The sequence below is a fragment of the Bradyrhizobium sp. WYCCWR 12699 genome (assembly GCF_032144035.1).
Classification (GTDB): domain Bacteria; phylum Pseudomonadota; class Alphaproteobacteria; order Rhizobiales; family Xanthobacteraceae; genus Bradyrhizobium.
Window position 1 is genome coordinate 1 of sequence record NZ_JAVTJN010000007.1, and the last position, 25,787, is coordinate 25,787.

Below are 25,787 nucleotides of genomic sequence, written 5' to 3' on the forward strand. Positions count from 1 at the left end.
CGCGGCCTGCCGCGCCGCCGCCGGCGGCGGCAAAGAAGTGCCCGCCGAACCAGCCCAGGTGCTAACCCGGTACCAGCGGGGCGCCGGGCGATCTGCGTGGTCTTTACGGAAGGGAGCCTTGAGCGGGCGAAAACCGCCCGGATCAGGCCCTTATTTCCTTGCTTCTGGCCGAAATGGCGCTATACAGCGCGCCATCTCACACGGAAACATGGCTCACAAGGCCGTCCGGTGGCAGCCGGGGCGAGAACGCTCCGTCTTGCTCACACGTTTCCGGAGGAACCAACCGGAGAATTAGAACGATGGCGCTACCCGATTTCACTATGCGTCAGCTGCTTGAAGCTGGCGTGCACTTTGGTCACCAGTCTCACCGCTGGAATCCGAAAATGGCTCCGTTCATTTTCGGCGCCCGCAACAACATTCACATCGTCGACCTCGCGCAGACCGTGCCGATGCTGCACACCGCCTTGCAGGCGGTCAGCGACACCGTCGCCAAGGGCGGCCGCATCCTGTTCGTCGGCACCAAGCGCCAGGCGCAGGACGGCGTCGCGGACGCTGCCAAGCGTTGCGCGCAGTATTTCGTGAATTCGCGCTGGCTCGGCGGCACGCTGACCAACTGGAAGACGATCTCTGCCTCGATTAAGCGCCTGCGTCACCTCGACGACGTGCTGTCGGGCGGCGATGCCAGCTCCTACACCAAGAAGGAGCGCCTGACGCTGCAGCGCGAGCGCGACAAGCTCGACCGCTCGCTCGGCGGCATCAAGGACATGGGCGGTCTGCCCGACCTGATCTTCGTGATCGACACCAACAAGGAAGACATCGCGATCCAGGAGGCCCAGCGCCTCAACATCCCGGTCGCGGCGATCGTCGACACCAATTCGGACCCGAAGGGCATCACCTATGTGGTGCCGGGCAACGACGACGCCGGCCGTGCGATCGCGCTTTATTGCGATCTGATCGCGCGCGCAGCGATCGACGGCATCTCCCGCGCCCAGGGCGATTCGGGCATCGACGTCGGTGCGTCGGCCCGTCCGCTCGCTGAAGAACTGCCGGCGGCCTCGTCGAGCGGCTTCCAGGGCCTTGCCGGCCCGCGCGGCACCGCCGACGACCTCAAGAAGCTCCCGGGCGTGTCGGGTGCGATCGAGAAGAAGTTCAATGACCTCGGCATCTTCCACTATTGGCAGCTCGCCGAGCTCGACCACGACACCGCGCACAAGATCGGCGAAGAAGTCGGTTTGCCGAGCCGTGCGGACGCCTGGGTGGCCAAGGCCAAGGCGCTGACCGCGGAAGCGGAATAAAGTCAAAGAGAGCGATGGGTTGGCCGGAGTGGATCCGGCCACCATTTCAATTGACGCGAATCCCTGAGATGGACCGCGGCGGGGCGATCAAGCCGCGCCGCGGCGAACCGGCAGGCACAAAGGATTTTCAACGATGGCAACGATCACAGCTGCGATGGTCAAGGACCTGCGCGAGTCGACCGGCGCGGGCATGATGGACTGCAAGGCCGCGCTGACGGAAAACGACGGCAACATGGAAGCGGCGCAGGATTGGCTGCGCAAGAAGGGCCTGTCCAAGGCCGCCAAGAAGTCGGGCCGCGTCGCGGCCGAGGGTCTGATCGGCGCGCTCACCAAGGGCAACAAGGGCGTCGTGGTCGAGGTCAATTCCGAGACCGACTTCGTCGCGCGCAACGGTCAGTTCCAGGGCCTGGTCAAGATGATCGCCCAGGTCGCATTCGACGTCGGCGCCGATGTCGAGAAGATCAAGGCCGCCAAGGTCGGTGACGTCACGGTCGAAGCCGCGATCAATGACGCGATCGCCACCATCGGCGAGAACATGACGCTGCGCCGCGCCGCTTTGCTCGAAGTGAGCCAGGGCGTTGTCGCGCATTACGTCCACGGTGCCGTCGTCGACGGCGCCGGCAAGATGGGCGTGATCGTGGCGCTGGAATCGCCGGGCAAGGCCGACGAGCTCGCGGCCCTCGGCCGCCAGATCGCGATGCATGTCGCCGCCGCCAACCCGCTTGCGCTCGATCCGTCCGGCCTCGATCCGGCGGTCACCAAGCGCGAGAAGGACGTGCTCGCCGACAAATATCGCCAGCAGGGCAAGCCCGAGAACGTGATCGAGAAGATCGTCGAGTCCGGCCTCAAGACCTACTACAAGGAAGTCTGCCTGCTCGAGCAGGCCTTCATCCACGACACCGGCAAGTCGGTGGCGCAGGCCGTGAAGGAAGCCGAGGGCAAGGTCGGCGGCGCTGTGAAGATCGCGGGCTTTGTGCGCTATGCTCTCGGCGAGGGAATCGAGAAGCAGGAAAGCGACTTCGCGGCCGAGGTCGCCGCGGCCAGCGGCAAGAAGTAAGCGCCGGAACACCTCCTTCCGGCGTGCCGCCGGAAGCGGCGCCCGGGCAAGGAAAGTGCACATGACTGATCCGGTCTATCGTCGCGTCGTGATCAAGCTGTCCGGCGAATATCTCGCGGGACAGCAGGGGTTTGGCATCGACCAGGCGACCGTCGACCGGGTTGCGGACGATCTGATCGCGGCCCGCAAGCTCGGCTGCGAGGTTGCGGTCGTGATCGGCGGCGGCAATATCGTGCGCGGCGTCGAGGTCTCCGCCCGCGGCGTGTCGCGCCCGACCGGCGACACCATGGGCATGCTCGCCACCATGATGAACTGCCTCGCGCTGGAAGCGGCGATCGAGCGCAAGGGCGCGCCGGCGCGCACGCTGTCGGCCTTCGTCATGCCCGAGATTTCCGAGCTGTTCACCCGCACTGCGGCGCACAAATACCTCGCCGAGGGCCGCATCGTGCTGCTCGGCGGCGGAACCGGCAATCCGTTCTTCACCACCGATACGACCGCGGTGCTGCGCGCCGCCGAGATCGGCGCCCAGGCGGTGCTGAAGGCAACCAATGTCGACGGCGTCTACTCGGCCGATCCGAAGAAGGATCCTGCCGCCACGCGGTTTGACCGGCTGACCCATTCGCAGGCGATCGAGGGCGGCTACAAGGTGATGGATGCGACCGCCTTCGCGCTTGCCCGCGAGACGTCGCTGCCTATCATCGTATTCTCGATCGCGGAGCCGGGGTCGATCGGCGCGATTCTGCGCGGCGCCGGCCACGGAACCATCGTCGCCGGCTGAAGGCTCCCCTGACGCGCCCGAAAGGGAAGGGCGCTGGAGCAGTCGCCGGGATTTTGAAGGAGAAACGTGATGCCCACGGGTAATTTCGACCTCAACGAAGTGAAGCGCCGCATGCAAGGCGCCGTCGCCTCGCTCAAGCACGAGCTTGGTGGCCTGCGGACCGGGCGTGCCTCCGCCTCGATGCTCGATCCGGTGCAGGTCGACGCTTATGGCAGCCACATGCCGCTCAATCAGCTCGCCACCGTCAGCGTGCCGGAGCCGCGCCTGATCTCGGTGCAGGTCTGGGACAAGTCGATGGTCAAGGCGGTGGAGAAGGCGATCGTCGATTCCAATCTCGGCCTGTCGCCCGCGACCGAGGGCCAGGTGCTGCGCCTGCGCATCCCCGAGCTGAACGAGGAGCGGCGCAAGGAATTGGTGAAGGTCGCGCATAAATATGCGGAGGCCGCCAAGGTCGCCGCGCGCCACGTCCGCCGCGACGGCCTCGACGTGCTCAAGAAGCTCGAGAAGAATCACGAAATGTCGGAAGATGACCAGAAGCGTCACGCCGACGAGGTGCAGAAGGCGACCGACGGCACGATCGCCGAAATCGACCAGTTGCTGGCTGCCAAGGAAAAAGAGATCCTCACCGTTTAAGGCCGCCCCCGATGTCCAACGCCGCCGCGCCTGTCACGGAAGGACCCGATCGGTCCGAGGCGCCCGCGCATGTCGCCATCATCATGGATGGCAACGGGCGTTGGGCGGCCGCGCGAGGTCTGCCGCGTGCCGAGGGGCATCGCCGCGGCGTCGAGGCCCTGCGCCGCGTGGTGCGCGCCTCGCACGAGCTCGGCATCCGCTATCTCACCATCTTCTCCTTCTCGTCGGAGAACTGGTCGCGCCCGGCGAGCGAGATCGGCGATCTGTTCGGCCTGCTGCGCCGCTTCATCCGCAACGATTTGGCGAGCCTGCATCGCGACGGCGTCAAGGTCCGCATCATCGGCGAGCGCGAGGGGCTCGAGAGCGACATCTGCGCGCTCTTGAACGAGGCCGAGGAGCTGACGCGCGACAACACGCGCCTGACGCTCGTCGTCGCCTTCAACTACGGCTCCCGCCAGGAGATCGCGAAAGCGGCGCAGAAGCTCGCCCGCGAGGTTGCGGAAGGCAAGCGCAACCCTGCCACGATCGACGCCGAGACGCTCGGCGCGCATCTCGATGCGCCCGACATTCCCGATCCCGATCTCATCATCCGCACCAGCGGCGAGCAGCGCCTGTCCAATTTCTTGATGTGGCAGGCGGCCTATAGCGAGCTCGTGTTCGTGCCGATCCATTGGCCCGATTTCGACAAGGCGGCGCTGGAAAGCGCGATCGCCGAATTCGCCAGGCGCGAGCGCCGTTTCGGCGGCCTGGTCGCGAAAACCGCCTCGTGAGCGAACAGGATTCCGCATCGGTGGGCGCCAAGCCTGCCCCGAGCAATCTCGTGATGCGAGTCCTCGCAGCGCTGGTTCTGGCGCCGCTGACCATCGCGATCGCTTATGCCGGCGGCTGGCTGTGGGCGCTGCTGGTCACCCTGGTTTCGATCGGGCTGTTCGCGGAATGGCTGACGGTGGTCGGCGCAGGCTCCGCCGCGCTGACGGGGGCAGGGACGATCGTCATCGCCATGATGGGCGCCGCCGTTGCTTTTGGCGGGCTCAAGACCTCAGTCGTCGTTGGGCTCGTCGGCGGCGCGATCGTGACGCTGATCGCGCGCGGCAAGTTCGTCTGGGCGGCGACGGGATTTGCCTATGCCGCGGCGGCTCTGCTGGCCTCGATCCTGGTGCGGAAGGATCTCGTCAACGGCTTCTCCGCGCTGATGTTCGTGCTGCTGGTGGTGTGGGCGACCGATATCGGCGGCTATTTCGCCGGCCGCAGTATCGGCGGGCCGAAGCTCTGGCCGCGCGTGAGCCCCAAGAAAACCTGGGCCGGCGCGATCGGCGGCTTTGTCGCAAGCCTCCTGGTTGCGGTCGGGTTCGCGGCTTCTGGGCTCGGGAAGATGGCGCCCTTGCTTTTCGTCAGCGCCATCCTCTCCGTGGTGTCGGCATTGGGCGATCTGTTCGAATCCGCCGTGAAACGGCGCTTCGGTGTCAAGGATTCCAGTCACTTAATTCCCGGCCATGGCGGGCTTATGGACCGCCTGGACGGTTTTGTCGCCGCCATCCTGGCGGCCTGGATTATCGGCTTTCTCCGCCATGGTGTGCATAGCGCCGGAAGCGGTCTTATGGTTTGGTGAGGTTATGAGCGCAGTCCCATTGCGAAACAACAAGGCTGCGGCGACGTCCGTCCGCAGCGTCACGGTGCTCGGCGCCACCGGCTCGATCGGCGACAGCACGATGGACCTGCTGCGCGCCTCGCCCGAGCGCTATCGCGTCGAAGCCTTGACGGCGAACAGCAATGTCGCGGCGCTGGCAAAGCTCGCGAAGGAATTTTCCGCGCGCTACGCCGCGGTCGCCGACACCTCCAAGCTCGCTGAGCTCAAGGCTGCACTCGCGGGCACGAGCACCGAATGCGGTGCCGGCGAAAGTGCCGTGATCGAGGCCGGCGCTCGCCCGGCCGATTGGGTGATGGCGGCCGTCAGCGGCGCGGCCGGATTGAAGCCGGCACTGGCCGCGGTCGATCGCGGCGCGCATGTGGCGCTGGCCAACAAGGAATGCCTGGTTTGCGCCGGTGATTTCTTCATGCAGCGGGCGGCCAAGGCGGGCGCGTGCATCCTGCCGGCCGATTCCGAGCACAACGCGCTGTTCCAGGCCTTGGCATCCGGCAATCGCGATGAACTCGTCCGCGTCATCATCACGGCGTCGGGCGGCCCGTTCCGCACCTGGAAGCCCGCCGACATCGAGCAGGCCACGCTCGAGCAGGCCCTGAAGCACCCGAACTGGAGCATGGGCCAGAAGATCACGATCGATTCGGCCTCCATGATGAACAAGGGCCTCGAGGTAATCGAGGCCTCCTATCTGTTCGCACTCACGCCCGACGAGATCGACGTGCTCGTGCATCCGCAGTCGATCATCCACGGCATGGTCGAGTTCTCCGACCGGTCGGTGATGGCCCAGCTCGGCGCGCCCGACATGCGCACCCCGATCGCGCATTGCCTCGGCTGGCCCGACCGCATCAAGGGGCCGGCGGCGAAGCTGGATCTGGCCAAGATCGGCCAGCTGACTTTCGAGGCGCCGGACTTCGAGCGCTTCCCCGGGCTGCGCTTGGCTTTCGACTCGCTCCGGACCGGGAAGGGTGCGACCACCGTCTACAACGCGGCCAACGAGGTCGCGGTGGCTGCGTTCATCGCCGGCAAGATCCGGTTCGGGGCCATTGCCCGGTTGGTGGAGGCGACGCTGAACGACTGGATCCGCGAAGGGAACCAGGCTCCCATGACGTCAGCCGATGATGCAATCTCTGTTGACCATGTTGCGCGAAATAAAGCTGCCGCCCTATTGCCTCAAATTGCCTTAAAGGCATCCTAGATGGTTCGGGGCCAGGGCCTTGCGGCGCTGGATGAGGGAATTCGATGATCGACTTTTTTACCCATAGTTTCAATACGTTGAGCCATGGGCTCCTCGGCTACGCGGTTCCCTTCCTGTTCGTCCTGACGATCGTCGTGTTCTTCCACGAGCTCGGCCACTTTTTGGTCGCGCGCTGGGCAGGCGTGCGCGTCCTGACCTTCTCGCTCGGTTTCGGACCTGAGCTGGTCGGCTTCAACGACCGCCACGGCACCCGCTGGAAGATTTCGGCGATCCCGCTCGGCGGCTACGTCAAGTTCTTCGGCGACGAGAGCGAGGCCTCGACCCCGTCCGCGCAGACGCTTGCGGCCATGTCGGCTGAGGAGCGCGCCGGCAGCTTCCACCACAAGAAGGTCGCCCCGCGCGCCGCCATCGTCGCGGCCGGACCGATCGCCAATTTCATCCTGGGCGCGCTGATTTTCGCGGGCATGGCCCTGTATTACGGCAAGCCGAGCACGATCGCGCGCGTTGACGGCATCGTCGCCGACGGCGCGGCGGCGGCGGCCGGCTTCAAGGTCGGGGACGTCGTCGTCCAGATCGACGGCAAGCCGATCGAGAGCTTTGCCGACATGCAGCGAATCGTTGCGACGAATGCCGGTTCAGCGCTTGCCTTCCAGGTGAAGCGGGACGGTACGATCGTATCGCTGACGGCGACGCCGGCGCTGCTCGAGCGCAAGGATCCGTTCGGCAACAGTCACCGTCTGGGCGTGCTCGGCGTCGAGCACAAATCGCAGGCCGGCGAGGCCTCGACCGCGCCGGTCGGCATCGGCGAGGCGCTCAAGATCGGGGTCGAGCAGGTCTGGTTCATCATCACCAGCACCTTCAAGTTCCTGGGCTCGCTGTTCGTCGGTAACGGCAACCCCAACGAGGTCAGCGGCGTCCTGGGAATCGCGAAGATGTCGGGGCAGGCGGCCAGCGCCGGGTTCCAATTCGTGATCAACCTGTGCGCGGTGCTGTCGGTGTCGATCGGCCTGCTGAACCTGTTCCCGATTCCGCTGCTCGATGGCGGCCACCTGATGTTCTATGCGGCTGAAGTGGTCCGCGGCCGGCCCTTGTCCGAGCGGACTCAGGAGATGGGGTTCCGAATCGGGCTCGGTTTGGTGCTGATGTTGATGGTGTTTGCGACCTACAACGACATCCTGCGGATGGCGGCATCCTGATGGCGGCTTTTTTGTGGCGTTGCTGTTGAGCAACGTCTTGGAATGAAATTGAAATCACGACGCTTTCGGCCGTTTGCGGCGTCGGCGAAATTGGCTACAAGCGGCCTCGACTTGGGGAATCTTCCAGACCGGCGTTGGGGTTGGGTCTGGCTCGGAATGATAAGGGCGCGTTGCGCGATGAAGTTTGGACTGCGACTCCGGGGGGGCTTGCTCGCAACCCTGATCATGTTCGGCGCGCCGGTGGTTGCCCCGGTCGGGGCTGTTTTTGTGTCTTCGTCTGCGCTCGCTCAGACCGTTCAGTCGATTTCCGTCGAAGGAAATCGCCGCGTCGAGGTGGAGACCATCCGCTCCTATTTCAAGCCGGGTCCGGGCGGTCGCCTGGATCAAGCGGCGATCGACGACGGCCTCAAGGCGCTGATCGAGACCGGCCTGTTCCAGGACGTCAGGATCAACCGCGGTGCCGGCGGCCAGATAATCGTGTCCGTGGTGGAAAACCCGGTGATCGGCCGTGTCGCCTTCGAGGGCAACAAGAAGATCAAGGACGAGCAGCTCACCACTGAGGTCCAGTCCAAGGCGCGCGGCACCTTCTCGCGCGCCATGGTGCAGTCCGACACGCTGCGAATCGCTGAGATCTATCGCCGGTCCGGCCGCTACGACGTGCGCGTCACGCCCGAGATCATCGAGCAGCCGAACAACCGCGTCGACCTCATCTTTACGGTCGAGGAAGGCGCCAAGACCGGCGTCAAGTCGATCGAGTTCGTCGGCAACAGCGCATTCTCGTCCTATCGCCTGCGTGACGTCATCAAGACGCGCGAATCGAACCTCTTGAGCTTCCTCGCCAGCGGTGACATCTACGATCCCGACCGCGTCGAAGCCGACCGCGACCTGATCCGCCGCTTCTATCTCAAGAACGGTTACGCCGACGTCCAGGTGGTGGCCGCGCTCACCGAATACGATCCGGAGAAGAAGGGCTTCAACGTCACCTTCAAGATCGAGGAAGGCGCCCAGTACCGCGTCGGCGCGGTCGACTTCCGCTCCAGCATTCCGAACTTCGATCCCACCTCGATGCGCGGCTATTCGCGCGTCCATGCCGGCTCGCTCTACAACGTCGAATCGGTCGAGAAGTCGGTCGAGGAGATGCAGATCGAGGCCTCGCGCCGCGGCTACGCCTTCGCCGTGGTCCGTCCCGGCGGCGACCGCAACTTCGAGGCGCACACCGTCTCCGTGGTGTTCAACATCGACGAGGGCCCGCGCACCTATATCGAGCGCATCAACCTGCGCGGCAACACCCGCACCCGCGACTACGTGATCCGCCGCGAGTTCGACATCTCCGAGGGCGATGCCTACAACCGCGCCCTGGTCGACCGTGCCGAACGGCGCCTGAAGAACCTCGACTACTTCAAGAGCGTGAAGATCACGACGGAGCCCGGCTCGTCGAGCGATCGCGTGGTCCTGATCGTCGACATGGAAGAGAAATCGACCGGCGACTTCTCGATCTCGGGCGGTTACTCCACCACTGACGGCGCGCTGGCCGAAGTCTCGATCTCCGAGCGCAACCTGCTCGGCCGCGGCCTGTTCGCCAAGGCGTCGGTGACCTATGGCCAGTATGCACGCGGCTACTCGCTGTCGTTCGTCGAGCCGTATCTGCTCGACTACCGCGTCGCGCTCGGCCTCGACCTCTATCAGCGTGAGCAGAAGTCCAACAGCTACATCTCCTACGGCACCAAGACGCTCGGCTTCTCGCCGCGCCTCGGCTTCTCGCTGCGCGAGGATCTGTCGCTGCAGCTGCGCTACTCGATCTACCGGCAGGAAATCACGCTGCCGTACTATCTGGCGAACTGTAACAACAACATCGGCACCGCGGCGTTCAACCCGAGCCCGGCCTTTGCCGCCGTCAACGGCATCGACCTGAGCGGGACCAACGGCCTCGGCTGCTACAGCGACGGTGAAGCCTCGCTGCCGGTGCGCAAGGAGCTTGCCAATGGCAAGACCCTGACCTCGGCGCTCGGTTACACGCTGACCTACAACACGCTGGACAACAACAAGAACCCGACCGACGGTCTGCTCGTCGACTTCCGTCAGGATTTCGCCGGCGTCGGCGGCGACGTCTCCTACCTGAAGTCCGTGGTCGACGCGAAGTACTACACTCCGCTGGTGTCTGACATCGTCGGCCTCGTCCGCGTGCAGAGCGGCATGCTGAACAAGATCGGCAGCGATCTGCGCATGCTCGATCACTTCCAGATGGGTTCGAACCTCGTTCGCGGCTTTGCTCCGAACGGTATCGGCCCGCGCGATTTGAATCCCTACGGCACGCAGGATGCGCTCGGCGGCACCAAGTATTGGGGCGCTTCGCTCGAACTGCAGATGCCGTTCTGGTTCCTGCCGAAGGAAGTGGGTCTGAAGGGTGCGGTCTATGCCGACGCCGGCGGCCTCTACGACTATAAGGGACCGACCAGCTGGACCACGACCAACGAGGTCAACGCTCCCGGCTGTATCCCCTCGACCATCAATCCATCGAGCACCGGAACCTGTACCGGCCTCGTCTATGACGATAGCAAGGTCGTCCGCTCGTCGGTTGGTGTCGGTCTGATCTGGCAGTCGCCGTTCGGTCCGCTGCGCTTCGACTACGCCGTGCCGCTCAGCAAGGGCAAGTACGACCGCGTCCAGGAGTTCCGGTTCGGCGGCGGCACCACGTTCTAATTCGATCAGCACGGCACGATCCGGATCAATAGAGCCGGTTTCCGAAAGGGATCGTGCCATTCCAAGAGATGGGGCATGATGCGGCTTGACCGCTTCATGCCGAAGCCGGACCGCGACGGGGTGGAATGGCGCAGCCGACCTTCTTCAAAAAGCCGCCGGCCTCGACGCTGGCCGGCATCGCCGCGCAGACCAAGGCGCAGCTGATCGACCCGTCGAGGGGCGACCAGATCGTCACGGGTCTTGCTTCGCTTGACGAAGCCGGCCCGATGCACTTGGCCTTTTTTGACAACCTCAAATACATCGGGGAGCTCAAGGCGACCCGCGCCGGGGCCTGCCTGGTGAGCCCGCGCTTCGAGGCCCAGGTGCCTGCCCACGTGGCCGTGCTGCGGGTGGCGCAGCCGTTCCGCGCCTTCGTCGGGATCGCACGGGAATGGCATGCCGATGCGCTGCGCCCGCAGTCCTGGTTCGGCATCGAAGGTATTGCACCGTCCGCCATCATCGATCCCTCGGCCCGGATCGAGGACGACGTCATCGTCGAGCCCCTGGCGGTCATCGGCCCGGACGTCGAGATCGGCAGCGGCACGGTGATCGGCGCCGGCGCGGTCATCGGCCCTGGCGTCAAGATCGGCCGGGACTGCAATGTCGGCGCCCGCACGGCCATCCAGTGCGCCCTGATCGGCAACGACGTGCTGATCCATCCCGGCTGCTCGATCGGCCAGGACGGTTACGGTTTCATCTTCTTCGGCCCCGAGGGCCACCTGAAAGTGCCGCAGACCGGCCGCGTGCTGATCCAGAACCATGTGGAGGTCGGCGCCGGCACCACCATCGATCGCGGGTCCTTGCGCGACACCGTGATCGGGGAGGGCACCAAAATCGACAATCAGGTCCAGATCGGCCACAATGTGACCATCGGCCGGAATTGTCTGCTGGCGGCTCAGATCGGTCTCGCCGGCAGCCTGACCATCGGCGACAACGTGGCGCTGGGTGCCAAGGTGGGCATCAACAACCACCTCAAGATCGGCGACGGAGCCCAGGTCACCGCGATGAGCGGCGTCAAGGACGACATCCCGGCGGGCGGACGCTGGGGCGGATTTTTTGCCAAACCGACCAAGCAATGGTTCAAGGAGATCATCGCGGTGGAGCGTCTGGTACGCGACAGCAAGGCCGATGCGAAGGACGAGGGACGGGAATGACGGCGGAATCACCTGTGAAGTTCGAGCTGGTGGACATCAATGCGATCCTCCAGACCCTGCCGCACCGCTTTCCGATGCTGCTGATCGACCGCGTGATCAACATCCGCGCCGACTACAGCGGCATCGGCATCAAGAACGTCACCTTCAACGAGCCGGCCTTCCAGGGGCATTTCCCGGAGCGCCCGGTCTATCCCGGCGTCATGATGATCGAGGCGATGGCGCAGACGGCGGGCGTGATCGGCATCAAGTCGGTCGAAGGCACCGAGAAACCCCGCGCGGTGTATTTCCTCACCATCGACAAGTGCAAGTTCCGCAAGCCCGTGCTGCCCGGCGACACCATCGAGTACCACATGCGCTCGCTCGGCCGCCGCAAGGCCATGTGGTGGTTTCACGGCGATGCCAAGGTCAACGGCCAGGTGGTTGCGGAAGCCGATGTCGGCGCCATGCTGACGGACTGAGGCGGCTTCGGCGTCGAGCTGGACCTCACGCGCTGCAATCGTAGCGGCCGCCGACGGCCTCGCGCCTGATATGCCGGTTAAAGAACTGGCCCATGGACGGCGCGCCCAGAAGGTTGTCGACCGTCTCGGCCGCGACGCCGCAATAGCGCGCATAGGAGCCGCCGGTCGCAACGACGAGGTCATGCTGTGCGCGGTCGTAGCAGACGCGTTGAAGCACCGTGCTGCGACTGATGTCGCGGCATTCGAATGTCGCAAGGTCGATGGGCCGGCGATCGACGGTCTCGACCGTTTCCGAGACGATCGGCGCGGTCGAAAGCTGTGCAAGCAGAAGTGCCAGGGCCCTGACCACGAGTGTTGAAGCTCCGCATGAACGTGTTGACGGACCGGGACGGCTGCCTCATCCGATACTTGAAACAGGCAGAGATGATACGTCACTGGACAGATCGGGCATAGACGCGCTAACCACCGGAAAACCGAGCGACTTCAATACATAATCAGAGCTTCCTAACGAGTAAGATTGCTTGATGAGCAAGATTGATCCCACCGCACGGGTCGCGGACGGCGCCGTGATCGGCGAGGGCACCGAGATCGGGCCCTATTGCATCATCGGCCCGAACGTCGTGATCGGCGCGAACTGCAAGCTGATCGGGCATGTGCATGTCACAGCGCAGACGACCGTCGGTGATGATTGCACCATCTACCCGTTCGCCTCGCTCGGCACGCCGCCGCAGTCGCTCAGCTATCGTGGCGAGCTGACGAAGCTCACGATCGGATCGGGATGCACCATCCGGGAATCCGTGACGATGAACGCCGGCACGGTCGCCGGCGGCGGCGTCACGACGGTCGGCGATCGCGGCTACTTCATGAATTGCAGCCATGTCGGCCATGACTGCCATGTCGGCAATGACGTGATCTTCGCGACCTCGGCGACGCTCGGCGGTCACGCCGAGATCGGCGACTTCGTCTTCATCGGCGGCCTGTCCGCGGTGCACCAGTTTACCCGTATCGGACCGCAGGTCATGGTCGGCGGCGTCTGCGGCGTGCGCGACGACATCATCCCGTTCGGTCTCGTCAACGGCCAATACGCGGTGCTCGAGGGCCTCAACATCATCGGCATGAAGCGGCGCAAGTTCACCAAGCAGCGGCTGGCGACGGTGCGCGGATTCTACCAAAAGCTCTTCCATGGCCCCGGCACCTTCGCCGAGCGGCTGGAGGCATCCCGGCCGCTCGCGGGCGAAGATCCGGCGATCGCCGAAATCCTCGACTTCATCGGCAAGGGCAAACGCCCGCTCTGCCTTCCCGCCATCGCGAAGTGATTTTGGGATGGCCGCGGGCATGACATCGGCGGCTGCGGAGATCGCATCGCCGGTCGGCATCGTCGCCGGCGGCGGCGCGATGCCGTTCGCGGTCGCCGACTCGCTTGCCGCCCGCGGCATCACGCCGGTGCTGTTTCCGCTGCGGGGGGCCTGCGATCCGGCGCGGCTTGAGAAATTCCGTCACCGCTGGATTTCGGTCGGCCAGCTCGGCCGCGCAATGCGGCTGTTTCGCGAGGAAGGCTGCCGCGACCTGATCTTCATCGGCACATTGGTGCGGCCCTCGCTCTCGGAGATCCGGTTCGACGTCAAGACGCTGCGCCTGCTCGGCAACGTGATCCGCGCCTTTCGCGGCGGCGACGATCATCTGTTGTCCGGCGTCGGCCGCATCCTCGAGCAGGACGGCTTCCGCATGGTCGGCATCAAGGACGTCGCACCCGACCTGCTGATGCCCGAGGGCTGCATCAGTCGCGCCTGGCCGAACGACAACAGCAAGACCGACATCGCGCGGGGCCGCGCGGTGCTGGCCGCGCTCGGCCCGTTCGACATCGGCCAGGCTGCGGTCGTGATCGACGGCCATGTGGTCGCGGTCGAGGACATCGAGGGCACCGACGCGCTGCTGGCGCGCGTCGCGCGGCTGCGCGAGGAGGGGCGCATTCGCGCAGCTACGGGCCGCGGCGTGCTGGTGAAGGCGCCGAAGAGCAACCAGGATCTGCGCTTCGATCTGCCGACGATCGGTCCGCGCACGCTCGAAGGTGTCGCCGCCGCGGGCCTCGCCGGCATCGCCGTCATTGCCGGCAACACCATCGCGGCCGAGCCGCAGGCGATGATTACGCTGGCAGACGCCAAATACCTCTTCGTCATCGGCCTGCCGGCGTGATGCAATCCCGCGATCCCAAGCGCAGGATCTTCCTGATCGCCACCGAGGAATCCGGCGACCGGCTCGGCAGCGCCTTGATGAAGGTGCTGCGCCAGCGCCTCGGCGACGGCGTCGAGTTCGCAGGCGTCGGCGGCCGCACCATGGCGCGCGAAGGGCTGGAATCGCTGTTTCCGATCGAGGAGCTGTCGATCGTCGGCTTCGCCGCAGTGGTGCAGCAATTGCCGAAGATCCTGCGGTTGATCCGCGATACCGCCGACGCCGTGCTCGAAGCTGCGCCTGACGCGCTTGTCATCATCGACAGTCCCGATTTCACCCATCGCGTCGCCCGCCGCGTGCGCGCGAAGAATTCCGCGATTCCGGTGGTCGATTACGTCTCGCCGCAGCTCTGGGCGTGGCGGCCGGGGCGCGCGCGGACCATGCTCGGCTATGTCGACCACGTTCTCGGCCTGCTGCCGTTCGAGCCGGAGGAATACCGCAAGCTCGGCGGGCCGCCATGCAGTTATGTCGGCCATCCCCTGGTCGAGCAATTGTCCTCGCTGCGCCCGAACGCGGACGAGCAGGCCCGCCGCGACGGCGAGCCGCCGGTGCTGCTGGTGTTGCCCGGCAGCCGTCGCAGCGAGGTCAGGCACCATCTCGACGTGTTCGGCGCAACGCTCGGCCGCTTGCAGGCGGACGGTCTCGCCTTCGAGCTGATACTGCCGACCATGCCGCATCTCGAAGCCACCATCCGCGAAGGCATCGCGAATTGGCCGGTCAAACCGAGGATCGTGACCGGGGAGAACGAGAAGCGCGCCGTATTCCGCATCGCGCGTGCAGCCCTGGCCAAATCCGGCACGGTGACGCTGGAGCTCGCGTTGTCGGGCATTCCGATGGTGACCGCCTATCGCGTCGGCGCGGTCGAGGCCTTCATTCTGCGCCGCGCGATCCGCGTCTCCTCGGTGATCCTCGCCAATCTCGTGATCGGTGAGGACGTCATTCCCGAGTATCTGCAGGAGGACTGCACGCCGGAGAAGCTGGCGCCGGCGCTTCACGATGTGCTGACGGATTCCCCGCTGCGCCGGCGGCAAGTCGAAGCCTTTGCCCAGCTCGACCGAATCATGTCGACGGGCAACAGGTCACCGAGCGTGCTGGCGGCCGACATCGTGCTGGCCACGATGCGGAAGGGCGGAAGACCAGGCTAGGGCGCCTCGCAAGCGTCGGCTGGCAGCGGCCGAGCGGAAGTCACTTGGTGTGAGCGCAATTGGCGGCTTTTGACCCAAAGCGGACATCGGCCAAGCCAAATCAAAGCCGAATGGTCGCCGCAACCGCCGGCGACAAAATGGCACATTTGAGTTGGCGGGTTGTGCGAGATCGTTAATGCACGCTTAGCTTAGTTCGAGTTAGGTCGGGAGCGTGCACCCTGCGGGCCAGTCGCTCAAAATCAGGCAGGCAAAGTTCTGTAAGAGTTACAGATGAAGATTAAGCTTGCTCTCGCAGCGTTCCTAGTCCTCGGCATCGCTGTTCTCGGCTATGCCTACGCCCGTGGCTATCCGCCGTTCACCTCTCAATTTGTACAGACTTGCGAAATGGCAATCCAGGAGCGGTTAGCGGTTCCCTCCACCTATCAACGGATCGGGCTGGACGACTCCAGAAGAACGATCACCTGGGACGAATTTTTCGCCGAGCCGGAGCGCGCCGTCTCCGCGTCAACCAGACGATCCATGATGCAAGCTGCGCGCCACCCGCCGGTTCAGTACGTGGCGCTCATTGACTACCAAGCTCAGGACTCCATCGGCGCCATCATTCGAGAAAGGGCGTCATGTACTTTCAACTCGCTTGATGGGAGCGATGCGCCTACCCGTACGTTCTGGGTGAAGATCGATGGCGAACGTAATCTGGAGTGGGCCGCCAGGCAGCCCAACGCCGCAACGATACATCGGCGCTTGTTGAAAAATCTGTGATGCGCCGGCTGGTCGGCTATTGGCTCAAGGGCGACTTGCGTCAACGTATGCTTCACGTCTGCTTCGGAGAATAAAGCGGACCCAACACAAATTTGCTGCGCACGCTACGACAAGCCCGCATCGACCCGAAAACACTGACCGGTAATGCGTTGGCTGTCATCTGAGGCGAGGAAGAGCGCCATGCTGGCAATGTCCTCGGGCGTCACCGCATCGGGAACGGCCTGGCGCGCGCGCATCTCGGTAATGACCCGCTCGTCCGGATACCACAGCCGGCGCTGGCGTTCGGTGACGACCATGCCGGGTGCGATCGCATTGACGCGGATGCGGTCGGGGCCGACCGAACGGGCCAGCGAGTTGGTGAAGCCGACGATCGCGGCTTTTGCCCCGGCATAGACCGGCAACGCCGGGGCGCCGCGCATCCAGGCGATCGAGGACATGTTGACGATCGAGCCGCCGCCGCGCGCCTGCATCTGCGGCACGACCGCTTGGGCGGCGAAGAAGACGTGCTTGAAATTGACGCCGACCATCCAGTCGAACTCGGCGGGCGTCACCTCCGCCAGCATCTGGCGCTGGTCGTTGGCGGCGTTGTTGACGAGCACTGCGGCGTTGCCGAGCGCGCGCTGGATCTCTGCCATGCCGGCGCGCAAGGCTTCGATGTCCAGGAGATCGCAGGGCACGAACAGCGGCGCGGTCCCGCAGGCGTCCGCGACCTCGGCGGTCAGTGCTGTGCCGGCGGCATCGTCGATATCGAGGAAAGCGACCCGGGCGCCTTGGGCGGCGAAGGCGCGCACGAAGGCGGCACCAATGCCGCTGGCGCCACCGGTGATCAGCACCACGCGGTCCGCGAGGCCGGCATAGCTCGTCTTGGTCATGCGATCAGTCGCTCCGTCTCGGGGTCGAACAGGCAAATGCGGCGGGTGTCGAGCGCGAAGGAGGCGGACGCGCCTGGCGCGGGCCGGATATCGGGCGAGATGCGTGCCATTGCGGGCTCGCCCCCGAGCCGCAGCGACACCATGGTCTCGGCGCCGGTCGGTTCGACCATGTCCACGGGGGCCTCGACGAGGACAGGTGCATCGTTCGAAAACACGCGGCTGCCCTCGGCAATGCATTCAGGCCTGATCCCGAACACCACGTCGCGGCCGACAAAGGGCGCTGCGCCGGCATAGTCTTTCAGGCGCAGGCGGATCTGGTCCGGCCGGCCCGCGCCGATCACGACCACCAGCCCGTCATTTTCGCTCTCGAGCCGTGCCGGGATCGTGTTCATCGGCGGCGAGCCCATGAAACGCGCGACGAACAGATTCGCGGGATAGCGGTACACGGTATCGGGGTCGGCGAATTGCTGGACGCGGCCCTGATGCATCACGGCGATCCGCGTCGCCATCGTCATGGCTTCGATCTGGTCGTGGGTGACATAGACGATGGTGGCGCCGATACGCTGGTGCAGGCGCTTGATCTCCATCCGCATCTCGACGCGCAGCTTGGCGTCGAGATTGGAGAGCGGCTCGTCGAACAGGAAGAGCAGGGGATCGCGCACCAAGGCGCGCCCCATCGCGACGCGCTGGCGCTGCCCGCCGGAGAGCTGCGACGGTTTGCGGCCGAGCAGCGTCTCGATCTGCAGCAGCTTTGCGACATTGGCGACCGCCTTGTCTTGCTCGGCCTTGGGCACGTGACGGCATTCCATGCCGAAGGTGATGTTCTGCCGCACCGTCATCGACGGATAGAGCGCGTAGGACTGGAACACCATGGCGATGTCGCGGTCTTTCGGCGCGACGTCGTTGACGACGCGCCCGCCGATCTCGATCGTCCCGGCACTCGGGTGGTCGAGCCCGGCGACGATGTTGAGCAGCGTGGACTTGCCGCAGCCGGACGGTCCGACCAGCACGGTGAATTCGCCGCTTTCGATGTCGAGGGCGATGTCCTTCAGCACCTCCAGATTGGCGTAGCGCTTGGACAAAGCGCGAATGCTCAGTGCTGCCATGACGTCTCCATCATTTCACGGCCCCGGCAGTCAGGCCGCGGACGAAGTATTTGCCGCCGAGGAGGTAGATCAGCAGCGTCGGCAGCGCCGCGATGATCACCGCCGCGCTCTGCACGCCATGCTGCGGGATATCGGCGACTGCGGCGGAGAGCGCGATCAGCGCCGCCGTGACGGGCTGCTGCTGGCCGGTCGTGAACGTCACGCCATACAGGAACTCATTCCAGATATGGGTGAATTGCCAGATCACCGTGACGATCAGGATCGGCCCGGAGAGCGGCAGGATGATGCGCCAGAAGATGCAGAAGAAGCCGGCGCCGTCAATCCGCGCGGCCCTGATCAGTTCATGGGGAATGGCGACATAGTAGTTGCGGCAGAACAGCGTGGTGAAGGATAGACCCTGGATGGTGTGGATCAGCACGAGGCCGGCCAGCGTGTTGATGAGACCGATGTCGCGCAGCACAATGGTCCAGGGCAACAGGCGCATCTGCTGGGGCAGGAAAAGGCCGAGGGTCACGATCCCGTAGATCCAGGTGTCGCCGCGAAAGCGCCAGAGCGATATGGCGTAACCGGCGATCGCGCCGAGCAGTGTCGAGAAGATTGTCGCAGGGATCGTGACCAGCGCGGAGTTCAGCATGTAGGGCCGGATGCCGGCGCAGGTCTCGGCGACGCAGAAGCCGCTCCAGGCCGCTGCGTAGTTGGCCCAGGCGAGATGTTGCGGCCAGCCGATCATCGAGCCCTGCGCGATCTCCTCGTTGGTGCGGAGCGAGTTCAGGACGACGACGGCGAGCGGCGCGAGCCAGGCCACAGCGATCAGTGAAACGGCGAGGTAGATCAAGATCCGGCTTGGGGTGAAGCTGCGCTCACGCATGGACGGCCCGCCGTCGCTGGACGTATCGCCACGCCGCATAGGGCAGCAGCACCGCCAGAAGAATGAGCAGCATCAGGACTGCTGCGGCAGCGCCCCGGCCGAGCAGGCTGCGCTGGAACATCAGGTCATAGACGACGAGGGCGGGGAGCTGGGTCGCGATTCCCGGCCCGCCATTGGTGAGCGCGCGGACGAGGTCGAACGTCGAGATCGCGAACTGCAGCTGGATCACGACGACGGTGATGGTGATCGGCCAGAGCGAGGGCAGGATGATGCGTCGGTAGATGCGGACGGGTCCGGCGCCGTCGATCTGCGCGGCCTTGATGATGTCGGCGTCGACGGACCTGAGGCCGGCAAGGAAGAGCGCCATGGCAAAGCCGGAGGATTGCCAGATCGCCGCGATGACGATGGTCCAGATCGCCATGTCGCGGTCGATCAGCCAGTCGAACCTGAAGGAGGTCCAGCCGAGATCATGGACCAGCTTCTGGATCCCGAGGCCGGGATTGAGCAGCCAGCTCCACACCGTGCCGGTGACCACGAACGACACCGCGAGAGGATAGAGGAAGATCGATCGCAGCAGATTTTCGCCGCGAATGCGCTGATCGAGCAGGATCGCAAGAATGAGGCCGGTCGCCGCGCTCAACACCACGAAGGCGCTGCCGAACAGCAGCAGATTGTCGAAGGCGATCTGCCAGTTTCGCGAGGCCGCGACCGCGGAATAGTTGCGCAAGCCGACCCAGCCCGTAACAGGGATCAGCGTGGACGGCGTGAACGAGATCCAGATCGTCCACAGCGAAAACGACACGAGATGCGCGGCGGAGAGCAGCAGCGGCACCCAGATCATCAGATATTCGGGCAGCCGGCGCACCCATTCGGGAAGCGCCGGCCGGGCCGGTCTCATCGCGCCGGCATTGCTCAACGCGCGCCCTCGACGGCCTCGGCGAGGCGGGTCGCCGCCTGCTCGGGCTTGATCGTCTTGTTCTTCACGTATTCCGTGATCACGTCGATCATCGCGGCCGTCATGCCGTTTTCCTGCGCCATGTTGTGCGCCATGCTGAGGACGGCCTGGTTGCTGGCAATGGCATCCTTCAGCGCCTTTGCGGTGGTGCGCTGACCGTCCGACCAACCCTCGCCGGACAGATCGACATCGGTGCGAACGGGGATTGATCCCGTGATCTGCGAGTACATGGTCTGGATGGCCGGATCCATCACGAGCTGGGCCATCAGCGTCTGGCCGGCTTGCAGGTCAGCCTCCTTGCGCTGCCAGAAGATGAAGGCATCGGCATTGAGCAGGAACACCGGCTTGCCGTTGTCGCTGGGGCCGGGCGCAATCGTAAAATCCTCGAACTTGAAACCGGCGTTGCGCAACACGCCCTGCGCCCAGCCGCCCATGATCATCATGCCCATGTCGCCGTCGACGAAGCGCTTCAAATTGGTCGAGAAGTGTTGGGCGCCGACATTGGGATCCATCCAGTCGGCGATCTTGCGCACCTGCGCGAACGCAGCCTTGATCTCGGGACCCTCCAGGGCCTTCTTCTCGAGGTTCATGATGGCCGCGCGGTAGGCGAGGGGACTGATGCCGGCGAGAGCGGCCTCGAATTTCTGTCCGTCGTCCGGCCGCGTTCCGCCGTTGGCGATGGGAAAGGGGACGCCGCCCGCCTTCATCTTTTCGGCGAGGTCGTTGAACTCCGCCCATGTGACCGGGATCTTATCGGCCTTGGCCTTGTCCATCGCGCGCTTGGACAGGAACAGCATGTTGGTGCTGTAGATCTGCAGCGGCAGCGCGATCCATTTGCCGCCGGGCTTGTGCAGTTTCGCAAGGTCCGGCGCCACGACCTTCTCGTAACCGGCAGCCGCGACGACGGCGTCGAGATCGACGGTCGGGGCGATCTTCGACCAGGCCGCAATCTCGGGACCCTTGAGTTGCGAGCAGGCCGGGGGATCGCCGGCCATGATCTGGGCGCGCAACTTGTTCATCATCTCGGTGGTGAAGCCGGGGACGGGCGAATGCTGCCAGACGCCGCCCTTCTCCTCGAACTTCTTGCCGAGCGCCGTGATGGCCGCGCCGTCGCTGCCCGCGGACCATTGCGAGATCGCGGTCAGGCGCGGCTTGACCGCGCCTTGCGCGCGGGCAAAGGCCGGCAGCGCGAGCGTGGCAACGGATCCAGCGAGCAGACGACGCCTTGTTGTTGTGATCGGCATTTCAGTTCCTCCCGGTGTGAAGTCTCGGCGCGTGTGGGACGTGCAGGCTCAGGTCATCTCAGGCCGCCTCCGTCGATGCCACCGGCATGCCGCCACGGCTGGCCAGGCAAAAAGCGGCGAAGGCGAGCGCGGCCTGCGGATCGTTGCCGGTCGACGGCGGCACGAAGGCGAGAGACACCTGCGCCAATTTCCGTCCACCCAGCAGGCAGGCGTCGATCCCTTCGATCACGGCGTTGCGATCGTCCTCGGCGAGAAGCGACGGCCAGCCGCTGATGGCAACGCCGCCACATGGCTTCACGTTCAGCGTGTTGCCGATCGCAAGGCCGAGCCGGAACAGCCGCCGGCGCAGCTCCTGCCGCACGCGCGACGAGATCGAAATCGCGTTCACCCATTCGTTGCCGAGCTGGAGCAGCTCGGTTTCGGACACACCGAGCAGATCGGCCAATGCCGGAATCGACGCATAGGCCTCGACGCAGCCGTGATGTCCGCAGCGGCAGCGCGGTCCCTCGGGCCCGAACACCATGTGGCCGAGCTCGATCGGTTGCAGGGCATCGGCCTTCGCCGGGTCGTCCATCCAGGCGCCGGCAACGCCATGGCTGACCAGCACGAACAGATGCGGGTCACCAAACGGATAGTTCTCGGTGCGGCAGCGGTGAAAGGTGGCGTGGGCGACCACCGAATTGGTGATTTCAAGCGGCACGTCCGCGAACATCTCGCCGAACATGTCGCTGACGCACCCGACGTCGCAGGGAATGATCGGGTTGGCCGATATGCTGAGACGGCCAAGGCCGGGAATGGAGACGCCGATCTGGGAAAGCCTGATGCGGCGGCGCCGCGTCCAGTCGCGCAACAACGTCATGGCTTCGCGAAACGCCCGGCCGACGGCCTCGGCGGTCGGCATCTTCGGCAGCTTCACACGCTCGGTGTAATGGAGTTCGCCGGACAGGCCGCCGACACCGACGCTGAGATGCTGCGTGGTCAGCTCGAAGGCCGCCAGCGCCACCGAGCCGTCGAGCGACACGAGGCCCGTCGGGCCGCCGACGTAAGGGGCAGGGCGCCGCACCTCCTCGATCAGGCCTTCGGCCTTCAGGTCGAACAGGATGCGCGACAGGCTCGCTTCCGACAGCCGCACGGCCTTGGCCAGCGGCGGACGAAACGAGCCGCCCGACTGAAGCAGATGGGTCAAAATGGCAGCGCGCGTCTGCCGCCGACTTCGCGGCTGCTCCGGCATGTCCATCCCTGTCGTCATTCTTACTTAGTGTAAGAATGCGCGCGGAGCGTTTCGGCTGTCAAGCGTCCGGCGGCGCGATGCGCCGACTTGTTGTTGTGCGTGGCAGCACGCCGGGGCGATTGGTCTCGTGGGTTTACGCTCTGCGGATGCGCAAAGCGCATCGGCAGGGCGTAACCCACCCTACGGCATCTGCGCCAAACGAAAACGGCGCCATCCTGCGATGGCGCCGCTTCTTCAAAAGCCCTGAGGCCCGATCTTACTTGCGATCCTTGATCGCGACGTAGTCGCGCTTGGTGACGCCGGTGTAGAGCTGGCGGGGACGACCGATCTTCTGCTGCGGGTCCTCGATCATCTCGCTCCACTGGCTGATCCAGCCGACGGTGCGGGCGACCGCGAACAGCACGGTGAACATCGAGACCGGGAAGCCCATCGCCTTCAGCGTGATGCCCGAATAGAAGTCGACGTTCGGGTAGAGCTTGCGGTCGATGAAGTACTGGTCGCTGAGCGCGATCTTCTCGAGCTCGAGCGCCACCTTCAGCATCGGATCGTCGCCATGGCCGGTCTCCTTGAGCACGGCGTGACACATCTTCTGCATGATCTTGGCGCGCGGATCGTAGTTCTTGTAGACGCGGTGACCGAAGCCCATCAGGCGAACTTCGGAGTTCTTGTCCTTCACCTTGGCGATGAATTCGGGAATCTTGTCCACGGTGCCGATCTCGGCGAGCATCGCGAGCGCGGCTTCGTTGGCGCCACCATGCGCCGGACCCCACAGGCAGGCGATGCCGGCGGCGATGCAGGCGAACGGGTTGGCGCCGGACGAGCCGGCGATGCGCACCGTCGAGGTCGAGGCGTTCTGCTCGTGGTCAGCGTGCAGGATGAAGATCTTGTCCAGCGCATCAGCGAGCACCGGGTTGATCTTGTAGTCCTCGCACGGCACGGCGAAGCACATGTTGAGGAAGTTCTCGGCGAAGGTCAGCGAGTTCTTCGGATACACGAAGGGCTGGCCGACCGTGTACTTGTAGGCCATCGCCGCCAGCGTCGGGATCTTCGCGATCATGCGCATGGAAGCGATCATGCGCTGCTTCGGATCGTTGATGTCGGTGGAGTCGTGATAGAACGCGGCGAGCGCGCCGACGGAAGCCACCATCACGGCCATCGGATGGGCGTCGCGGCGGAAGCCTTGGAAGAAGCGGGCCATCTGCTCGTGAACCATCGTGTGACGGGTCACGCGGTCGTCGAAATCCTTCTTCTGCGCGGCGGTCGGCAGGTTCCCGTACAGCAGGAGATAGCAGGTCTCGAGGAAGTCACCGTTCTCGGCGAGCTGTTCGATGGGGTAGCCGCGGTATTCCAGCACGCCAGCGTCGCCGTCGATATAGGTGATCTTGGACTGGCAGCTTGCGGTCGAGGTGAAGCCGGGATCGTAGGTGAACAGGCCCGACTGGCCGTAGAGCTTGCCGATATCGATGACATCAGGCCCGACGCTGCCGCTGTGGATCGGGAGATCGTAGTTCTTGTTTCCGACCGTCAGCGTAGCGGTCTTTGGGCTTGGTTTTGCGTCCATCAGAGGTCCCCGATGTATGGTGAAACGGGCCGGAGCCGGGGGCCCCTAAGACGATCATGGGGGCACGCCGGATGTTCCAGAAGGTACGGGGGAGATGGGTATATTATTGCTATGTGCGCTGCAAGATCGCCGCACGCATGGTCGACTTACGTCGTAGACTGGTCCTTAAGCCGGGCGAGGCTTTCCTGCCGTCCCAGGACGTCCAAAACCTCAAATATACCAGGCGACGTCGTCCGTCCGGTCAGCGCCGCCCGCAAGGGCTGGGCGACCGCGCCGAGCTTGAGACTATTTTCCTCGGCAAACGCGCGCAACGCGGCTTCGGTGCTGGCGCCGCTCCACGTCTCGACTTTCTCCAGCGCGGAATGAAGCTGGCCGATCAGCTTGCGGTTCTCCGGCGTCAGCAGCGCCTGCGCCTTGGGATCGAGCTCAAGCGGCCGGTCGGCGAAGATGAAATAGGCGCCGTCGATCAGCTCGATCAGCGTCTTGGCGCGCTCCTTCAGGGCCGGCATGGCCTTCACGAGCTGCGCGCGCGTGGTGTCGTTTAACTTGGCCTTAAGCTCGTTGCGGCTGGGCACGAGATGGTGGAGCACGTCCTCGAACATCTTCACGAGCGATTGATCGTCGGCGTGGCGGATGTAGTGGCCGTTGAGGTTTTCCAGCTTGGCGAAATCGAAGCGCGCGGCGGCGCGGCCGACGCTGCCGAGATCGAAAGCGGCGATCATCTCCTCGGTCGAGAATATCTCCTGGTCGCCATGGCTCCAGCCGAGCCGGACGAGGTAATTGCGCAGCGCCGCCGGGAGGTATCCCATGGCGCGGTAGGCATCGACCCCCAGCGCGCCGTGGCGCTTCGAGAGTTTTGAGCCGTCCGGACCATGGATCAGGGGGATGTGGGACATGTTCGGCAGCGTCCAGCCCATCGCATCGTAGATCTGCTTCTGGCGGGCGGCGTTGATCAGATGGTCGTCGCCGCGGATCACATGGGTGACGCCCATGTCGTGGTCGTCGACCACCACCGCGAGCATGTAGGTCGGGTTGCCATCGCCGCGCAGCAGGACGAGGTCGTCGAGGTTCTCGTTCTGCCAGACGACGCGGCCCTGAACCTGATCCTCGATCACGGTCTCGCCGGTCTGCGGCGCACGCAGGCGGATGGTCGGCTTCACGTCGCTCGGGGCGGTCGCGGGATCGCGGTCGCGCCACATGCCGTCATAGAGGCGGGTGCGCCCCTCGGCGCGCGCCTTCTCGCGCATGGCGGCGAGCTCCTCCGCGGTGGCGTAACAGCGATAGGCCTTGCCGTCGGCGAGCAGCTGCTCGGCGACCTCGCGGTGACGCGCGGCGCGGCTGAACTGGTAGATGACGTCGCCATCCCAGCCGAGCTCTAGCCATTTGAGACCATCGAGGATGGCGCCGATCGCAGCCTCGGTGGAGCGCTCCCGGTCGGTGTCCTCGATCCGCAGCAGCATCTTGCCGCCGTGCTTCTTCGCGTAGAGCCAATTGAACAGTGCCGTGCGGGCGCCGCCGATATGGAGGAAGCCGGTCGGCGAGGGGGCGAAGCGGGTGACGACGGAATCGGTCATTCTTGGCAGGGCCTATGCATTGGAGGCGGTGGTATATAGCAGGACCGGGACATAACTAAAGCCCGACGACGGACCTGCCGGGCCTTGCTCGCGGCT

24 protein-coding genes are annotated in these 25,787 nt (G+C 64.9%); 15 read left to right on the top strand and 9 right to left on the bottom strand.

The window, feature by feature from the left end; translation table 11 throughout:
• Positions 1-299 precede the first annotated feature (299 nt).
• The 11 genes from RPS27_RS07530 to fabZ all read left to right on the top strand — a co-directional run bounded on the left by RPS27_RS07530 (position 300) and on the right by fabZ (position 12,147).
• On the top strand, positions 300-1,295 hold the full coding sequence (locus RPS27_RS07530; protein ID WP_194407888.1) for a 30S ribosomal protein S2: 996 nt from the start codon (positions 300-302) through the stop codon (positions 1,293-1,295).
• A 133-nt stretch (positions 1,296-1,428) separates the two neighbouring features.
• The gene (tsf, locus tag RPS27_RS07535) at positions 1,429-2,352 is read left to right on the top strand and encodes a translation elongation factor Ts (RefSeq protein WP_194407889.1); all 924 of its coding nucleotides are present in this window, start codon (positions 1,429-1,431) and stop codon (positions 2,350-2,352) included.
• Positions 2,353-2,413: 61 nt separating this feature from the next.
• The gene (gene pyrH, locus RPS27_RS07540) at positions 2,414-3,130 is read left to right on the top strand and encodes a UMP kinase (RefSeq protein ID WP_194407890.1); all 717 of its coding nucleotides are present in this window, start codon (positions 2,414-2,416) and stop codon (positions 3,128-3,130) included.
• Positions 3,131-3,199: 69 nt separating this feature from the next.
• Positions 3,200-3,763 carry a ribosome recycling factor gene (gene frr / locus RPS27_RS07545; RefSeq protein ID WP_100179729.1) on the top strand — a complete coding sequence of 188 codons (564 nt, stop codon included), beginning with the start codon at positions 3,200-3,202 and terminating at the stop codon, positions 3,761-3,763.
• Between the two features lie 11 nt (positions 3,764-3,774).
• Entirely contained in the window at positions 3,775-4,533 is a 759-nt protein-coding gene (locus RPS27_RS07550; protein WP_212069164.1) for an isoprenyl transferase, read from the top strand.
• Positions 4,530-5,372: a phosphatidate cytidylyltransferase gene (locus tag RPS27_RS07555; RefSeq protein WP_212069162.1), complete on the top strand. Its 843-nt coding sequence runs from the start codon at positions 4,530-4,532 to the stop codon at positions 5,370-5,372. Before RPS27_RS07550 ends, RPS27_RS07555 begins: the two co-directional genes overlap by 4 nt.
• Positions 5,373-5,376: 4 nt before the next feature.
• Complete coding sequence (dxr, locus tag RPS27_RS07560) at positions 5,377-6,600, top strand: 1-deoxy-D-xylulose-5-phosphate reductoisomerase (protein WP_212069160.1); 1,224 nt, start codon at positions 5,377-5,379, stop codon at positions 6,598-6,600.
• A 44-nt stretch (positions 6,601-6,644) separates the two neighbouring features.
• On the top strand, positions 6,645-7,796 hold the full coding sequence (gene rseP, locus RPS27_RS07565) for an RIP metalloprotease RseP (RefSeq protein WP_194407894.1): 1,152 nt from the start codon (positions 6,645-6,647) through the stop codon (positions 7,794-7,796).
• Between the two features lie 177 nt (positions 7,797-7,973).
• Entirely contained in the window at positions 7,974-10,496 is a 2,523-nt protein-coding gene (gene bamA, locus RPS27_RS07570; RefSeq protein ID WP_194407895.1) for an outer membrane protein assembly factor BamA, read from the top strand.
• Positions 10,497-10,621: 125 nt separating this feature from the next.
• Complete coding sequence (lpxD, locus tag RPS27_RS07575) at positions 10,622-11,689, top strand: UDP-3-O-(3-hydroxymyristoyl)glucosamine N-acyltransferase (RefSeq protein ID WP_212069158.1); 1,068 nt, start codon at positions 10,622-10,624, stop codon at positions 11,687-11,689.
• Positions 11,686-12,147, top strand: a complete 462-nt coding sequence (gene fabZ / locus RPS27_RS07580; RefSeq protein ID WP_024341283.1) for a 3-hydroxyacyl-ACP dehydratase FabZ — start codon at positions 11,686-11,688, stop codon at positions 12,145-12,147. Before lpxD ends, fabZ begins: the two co-directional genes overlap by 4 nt.
• Before the next feature lie 25 nt (positions 12,148-12,172).
• Here the strand turns inward: fabZ and RPS27_RS07585 are convergent, their stop codons facing one another.
• Entirely contained in the window at positions 12,173-12,496 is a 324-nt protein-coding gene (locus RPS27_RS07585; RefSeq protein ID WP_212069156.1) for a KTSC domain-containing protein, read from the bottom strand.
• 175 nt (positions 12,497-12,671) lie between these two features.
• Between RPS27_RS07585 and lpxA the strand changes: the two genes are divergently transcribed.
• The 4 genes from lpxA (at position 12,672) to RPS27_RS07605 (ending at position 16,280) form a co-directional block, all read left to right on the top strand.
• Positions 12,672-13,463 (top strand): acyl-ACP--UDP-N-acetylglucosamine O-acyltransferase, encoded by a 792-nt coding sequence (gene lpxA / locus RPS27_RS07590; RefSeq protein ID WP_212069153.1) that lies wholly within the window; start codon positions 12,672-12,674, stop codon positions 13,461-13,463.
• A 19-nt stretch (positions 13,464-13,482) separates the two neighbouring features.
• Positions 13,483-14,340 carry an LpxI family protein gene (locus tag RPS27_RS07595; protein ID WP_211416844.1) on the top strand — a complete coding sequence of 286 codons (858 nt, stop codon included), beginning with the start codon at positions 13,483-13,485 and terminating at the stop codon, positions 14,338-14,340.
• The gene (gene lpxB, locus RPS27_RS07600; RefSeq protein ID WP_212069151.1) at positions 14,337-15,521 is read left to right on the top strand and encodes a lipid-A-disaccharide synthase; all 1,185 of its coding nucleotides are present in this window, start codon (positions 14,337-14,339) and stop codon (positions 15,519-15,521) included. The genes RPS27_RS07595 and lpxB overlap by 4 nt, the downstream gene beginning before the upstream one ends.
• A gap of 270 nt (positions 15,522-15,791) precedes the next feature.
• Positions 15,792-16,280 carry a hypothetical protein gene (locus tag RPS27_RS07605; protein ID WP_212069149.1) on the top strand — a complete coding sequence of 163 codons (489 nt, stop codon included), beginning with the start codon at positions 15,792-15,794 and terminating at the stop codon, positions 16,278-16,280.
• A 104-nt stretch (positions 16,281-16,384) separates the two neighbouring features.
• Here RPS27_RS07605 and RPS27_RS07610 read toward each other — a convergent pair whose 3' ends face one another.
• The 8 genes from RPS27_RS07610 to gltX form a co-directional block, all read right to left on the bottom strand.
• On the bottom strand, positions 16,385-17,152 hold the full coding sequence (locus RPS27_RS07610; RefSeq protein WP_212069147.1) for an SDR family NAD(P)-dependent oxidoreductase: 768 nt from the start codon (positions 17,150-17,152) through the stop codon (positions 16,385-16,387).
• Positions 17,149-18,258, bottom strand: coding sequence for an ABC transporter ATP-binding protein (locus RPS27_RS07615; RefSeq protein WP_212069145.1), 1,110 nt, complete (start codon positions 18,256-18,258; stop codon positions 17,149-17,151). The genes RPS27_RS07610 and RPS27_RS07615 overlap by 4 nt, the downstream gene beginning before the upstream one ends.
• A 10-nt stretch (positions 18,259-18,268) precedes the next feature.
• Positions 18,269-19,126, bottom strand: coding sequence for a carbohydrate ABC transporter permease (locus RPS27_RS07620; protein WP_313753950.1), 858 nt, complete (start codon positions 19,124-19,126; stop codon positions 18,269-18,271).
• Positions 19,119-20,024: a carbohydrate ABC transporter permease gene (locus RPS27_RS07625; protein ID WP_211417485.1), complete on the bottom strand. Its 906-nt coding sequence runs from the start codon at positions 20,022-20,024 to the stop codon at positions 19,119-19,121. The genes RPS27_RS07620 and RPS27_RS07625 overlap by 8 nt, the downstream gene beginning before the upstream one ends.
• Positions 20,025-20,038: 14 nt before the next feature.
• Positions 20,039-21,325: an ABC transporter substrate-binding protein gene (locus tag RPS27_RS07630; RefSeq protein WP_212069143.1), complete on the bottom strand. Its 1,287-nt coding sequence runs from the start codon at positions 21,323-21,325 to the stop codon at positions 20,039-20,041.
• A 58-nt stretch (positions 21,326-21,383) separates the two neighbouring features.
• Positions 21,384-22,562 carry an ROK family transcriptional regulator gene (locus RPS27_RS07635; RefSeq protein WP_212069166.1) on the bottom strand — a complete coding sequence of 393 codons (1,179 nt, stop codon included), beginning with the start codon at positions 22,560-22,562 and terminating at the stop codon, positions 21,384-21,386.
• Between the two features lie 250 nt (positions 22,563-22,812).
• Positions 22,813-24,117: a citrate synthase gene (gene gltA / locus RPS27_RS07640; RefSeq protein WP_194407908.1), complete on the bottom strand. Its 1,305-nt coding sequence runs from the start codon at positions 24,115-24,117 to the stop codon at positions 22,813-22,815.
• 146 nt (positions 24,118-24,263) lie between these two features.
• Positions 24,264-25,691, bottom strand: coding sequence for a glutamate--tRNA ligase (gltX, locus tag RPS27_RS07645; protein WP_212069141.1), 1,428 nt, complete (start codon positions 25,689-25,691; stop codon positions 24,264-24,266).
• Positions 25,692-25,787: the final 96 nt, after the last annotated feature.

Coding starts and splice junctions, on each gene's coding strand:
- gltX (WP_212069141.1), bottom strand. CDS start 25,691: ATGACCGATTCCGTCGTCACCCGCTTCGCCCCCTCGCCGACCGGCTTC.
- dxr (WP_212069160.1), top strand. CDS start 5,377: ATGAGCGCAGTCCCATTGCGAAACAACAAGGCTGCGGCGACGTCCGTC.
- pyrH (WP_194407890.1), top strand. CDS start 2,414: ATGACTGATCCGGTCTATCGTCGCGTCGTGATCAAGCTGTCCGGCGAA.
- RPS27_RS07595 (WP_211416844.1), top strand. CDS start 13,483: ATGACATCGGCGGCTGCGGAGATCGCATCGCCGGTCGGCATCGTCGCC.
- RPS27_RS07625 (WP_211417485.1), bottom strand. CDS start 20,024: ATGAGACCGGCCCGGCCGGCGCTTCCCGAATGGGTGCGCCGGCTGCCC.
- RPS27_RS07620 (WP_313753950.1), bottom strand. CDS start 19,126: ATGCGTGAGCGCAGCTTCACCCCAAGCCGGATCTTGATCTACCTCGCC.
- fabZ (WP_024341283.1), top strand. CDS start 11,686: ATGACGGCGGAATCACCTGTGAAGTTCGAGCTGGTGGACATCAATGCG.
- lpxD (WP_212069158.1), top strand. CDS start 10,622: ATGGCGCAGCCGACCTTCTTCAAAAAGCCGCCGGCCTCGACGCTGGCC.
- RPS27_RS07630 (WP_212069143.1), bottom strand. CDS start 21,325: ATGCCGATCACAACAACAAGGCGTCGTCTGCTCGCTGGATCCGTTGCC.
- RPS27_RS07610 (WP_212069147.1), bottom strand. CDS start 17,152: ATGACCAAGACGAGCTATGCCGGCCTCGCGGACCGCGTGGTGCTGATC.
- RPS27_RS07550 (WP_212069164.1), top strand. CDS start 3,775: ATGTCCAACGCCGCCGCGCCTGTCACGGAAGGACCCGATCGGTCCGAG.
- bamA (WP_194407895.1), top strand. CDS start 7,974: ATGAAGTTTGGACTGCGACTCCGGGGGGGCTTGCTCGCAACCCTGATC.
- RPS27_RS07615 (WP_212069145.1), bottom strand. CDS start 18,258: ATGGCAGCACTGAGCATTCGCGCTTTGTCCAAGCGCTACGCCAATCTG.
- lpxA (WP_212069153.1), top strand. CDS start 12,672: ATGAGCAAGATTGATCCCACCGCACGGGTCGCGGACGGCGCCGTGATC.
- tsf (WP_194407889.1), top strand. CDS start 1,429: ATGGCAACGATCACAGCTGCGATGGTCAAGGACCTGCGCGAGTCGACC.
- gltA (WP_194407908.1), bottom strand. CDS start 24,117: ATGGACGCAAAACCAAGCCCAAAGACCGCTACGCTGACGGTCGGAAAC.
- frr (WP_100179729.1), top strand. CDS start 3,200: ATGCCCACGGGTAATTTCGACCTCAACGAAGTGAAGCGCCGCATGCAA.
- RPS27_RS07530 (WP_194407888.1), top strand. CDS start 300: ATGGCGCTACCCGATTTCACTATGCGTCAGCTGCTTGAAGCTGGCGTG.
- rseP (WP_194407894.1), top strand. CDS start 6,645: ATGATCGACTTTTTTACCCATAGTTTCAATACGTTGAGCCATGGGCTC.
- RPS27_RS07635 (WP_212069166.1), bottom strand. CDS start 22,562: ATGGACATGCCGGAGCAGCCGCGAAGTCGGCGGCAGACGCGCGCTGCC.
- RPS27_RS07605 (WP_212069149.1), top strand. CDS start 15,792: ATGAAGATTAAGCTTGCTCTCGCAGCGTTCCTAGTCCTCGGCATCGCT.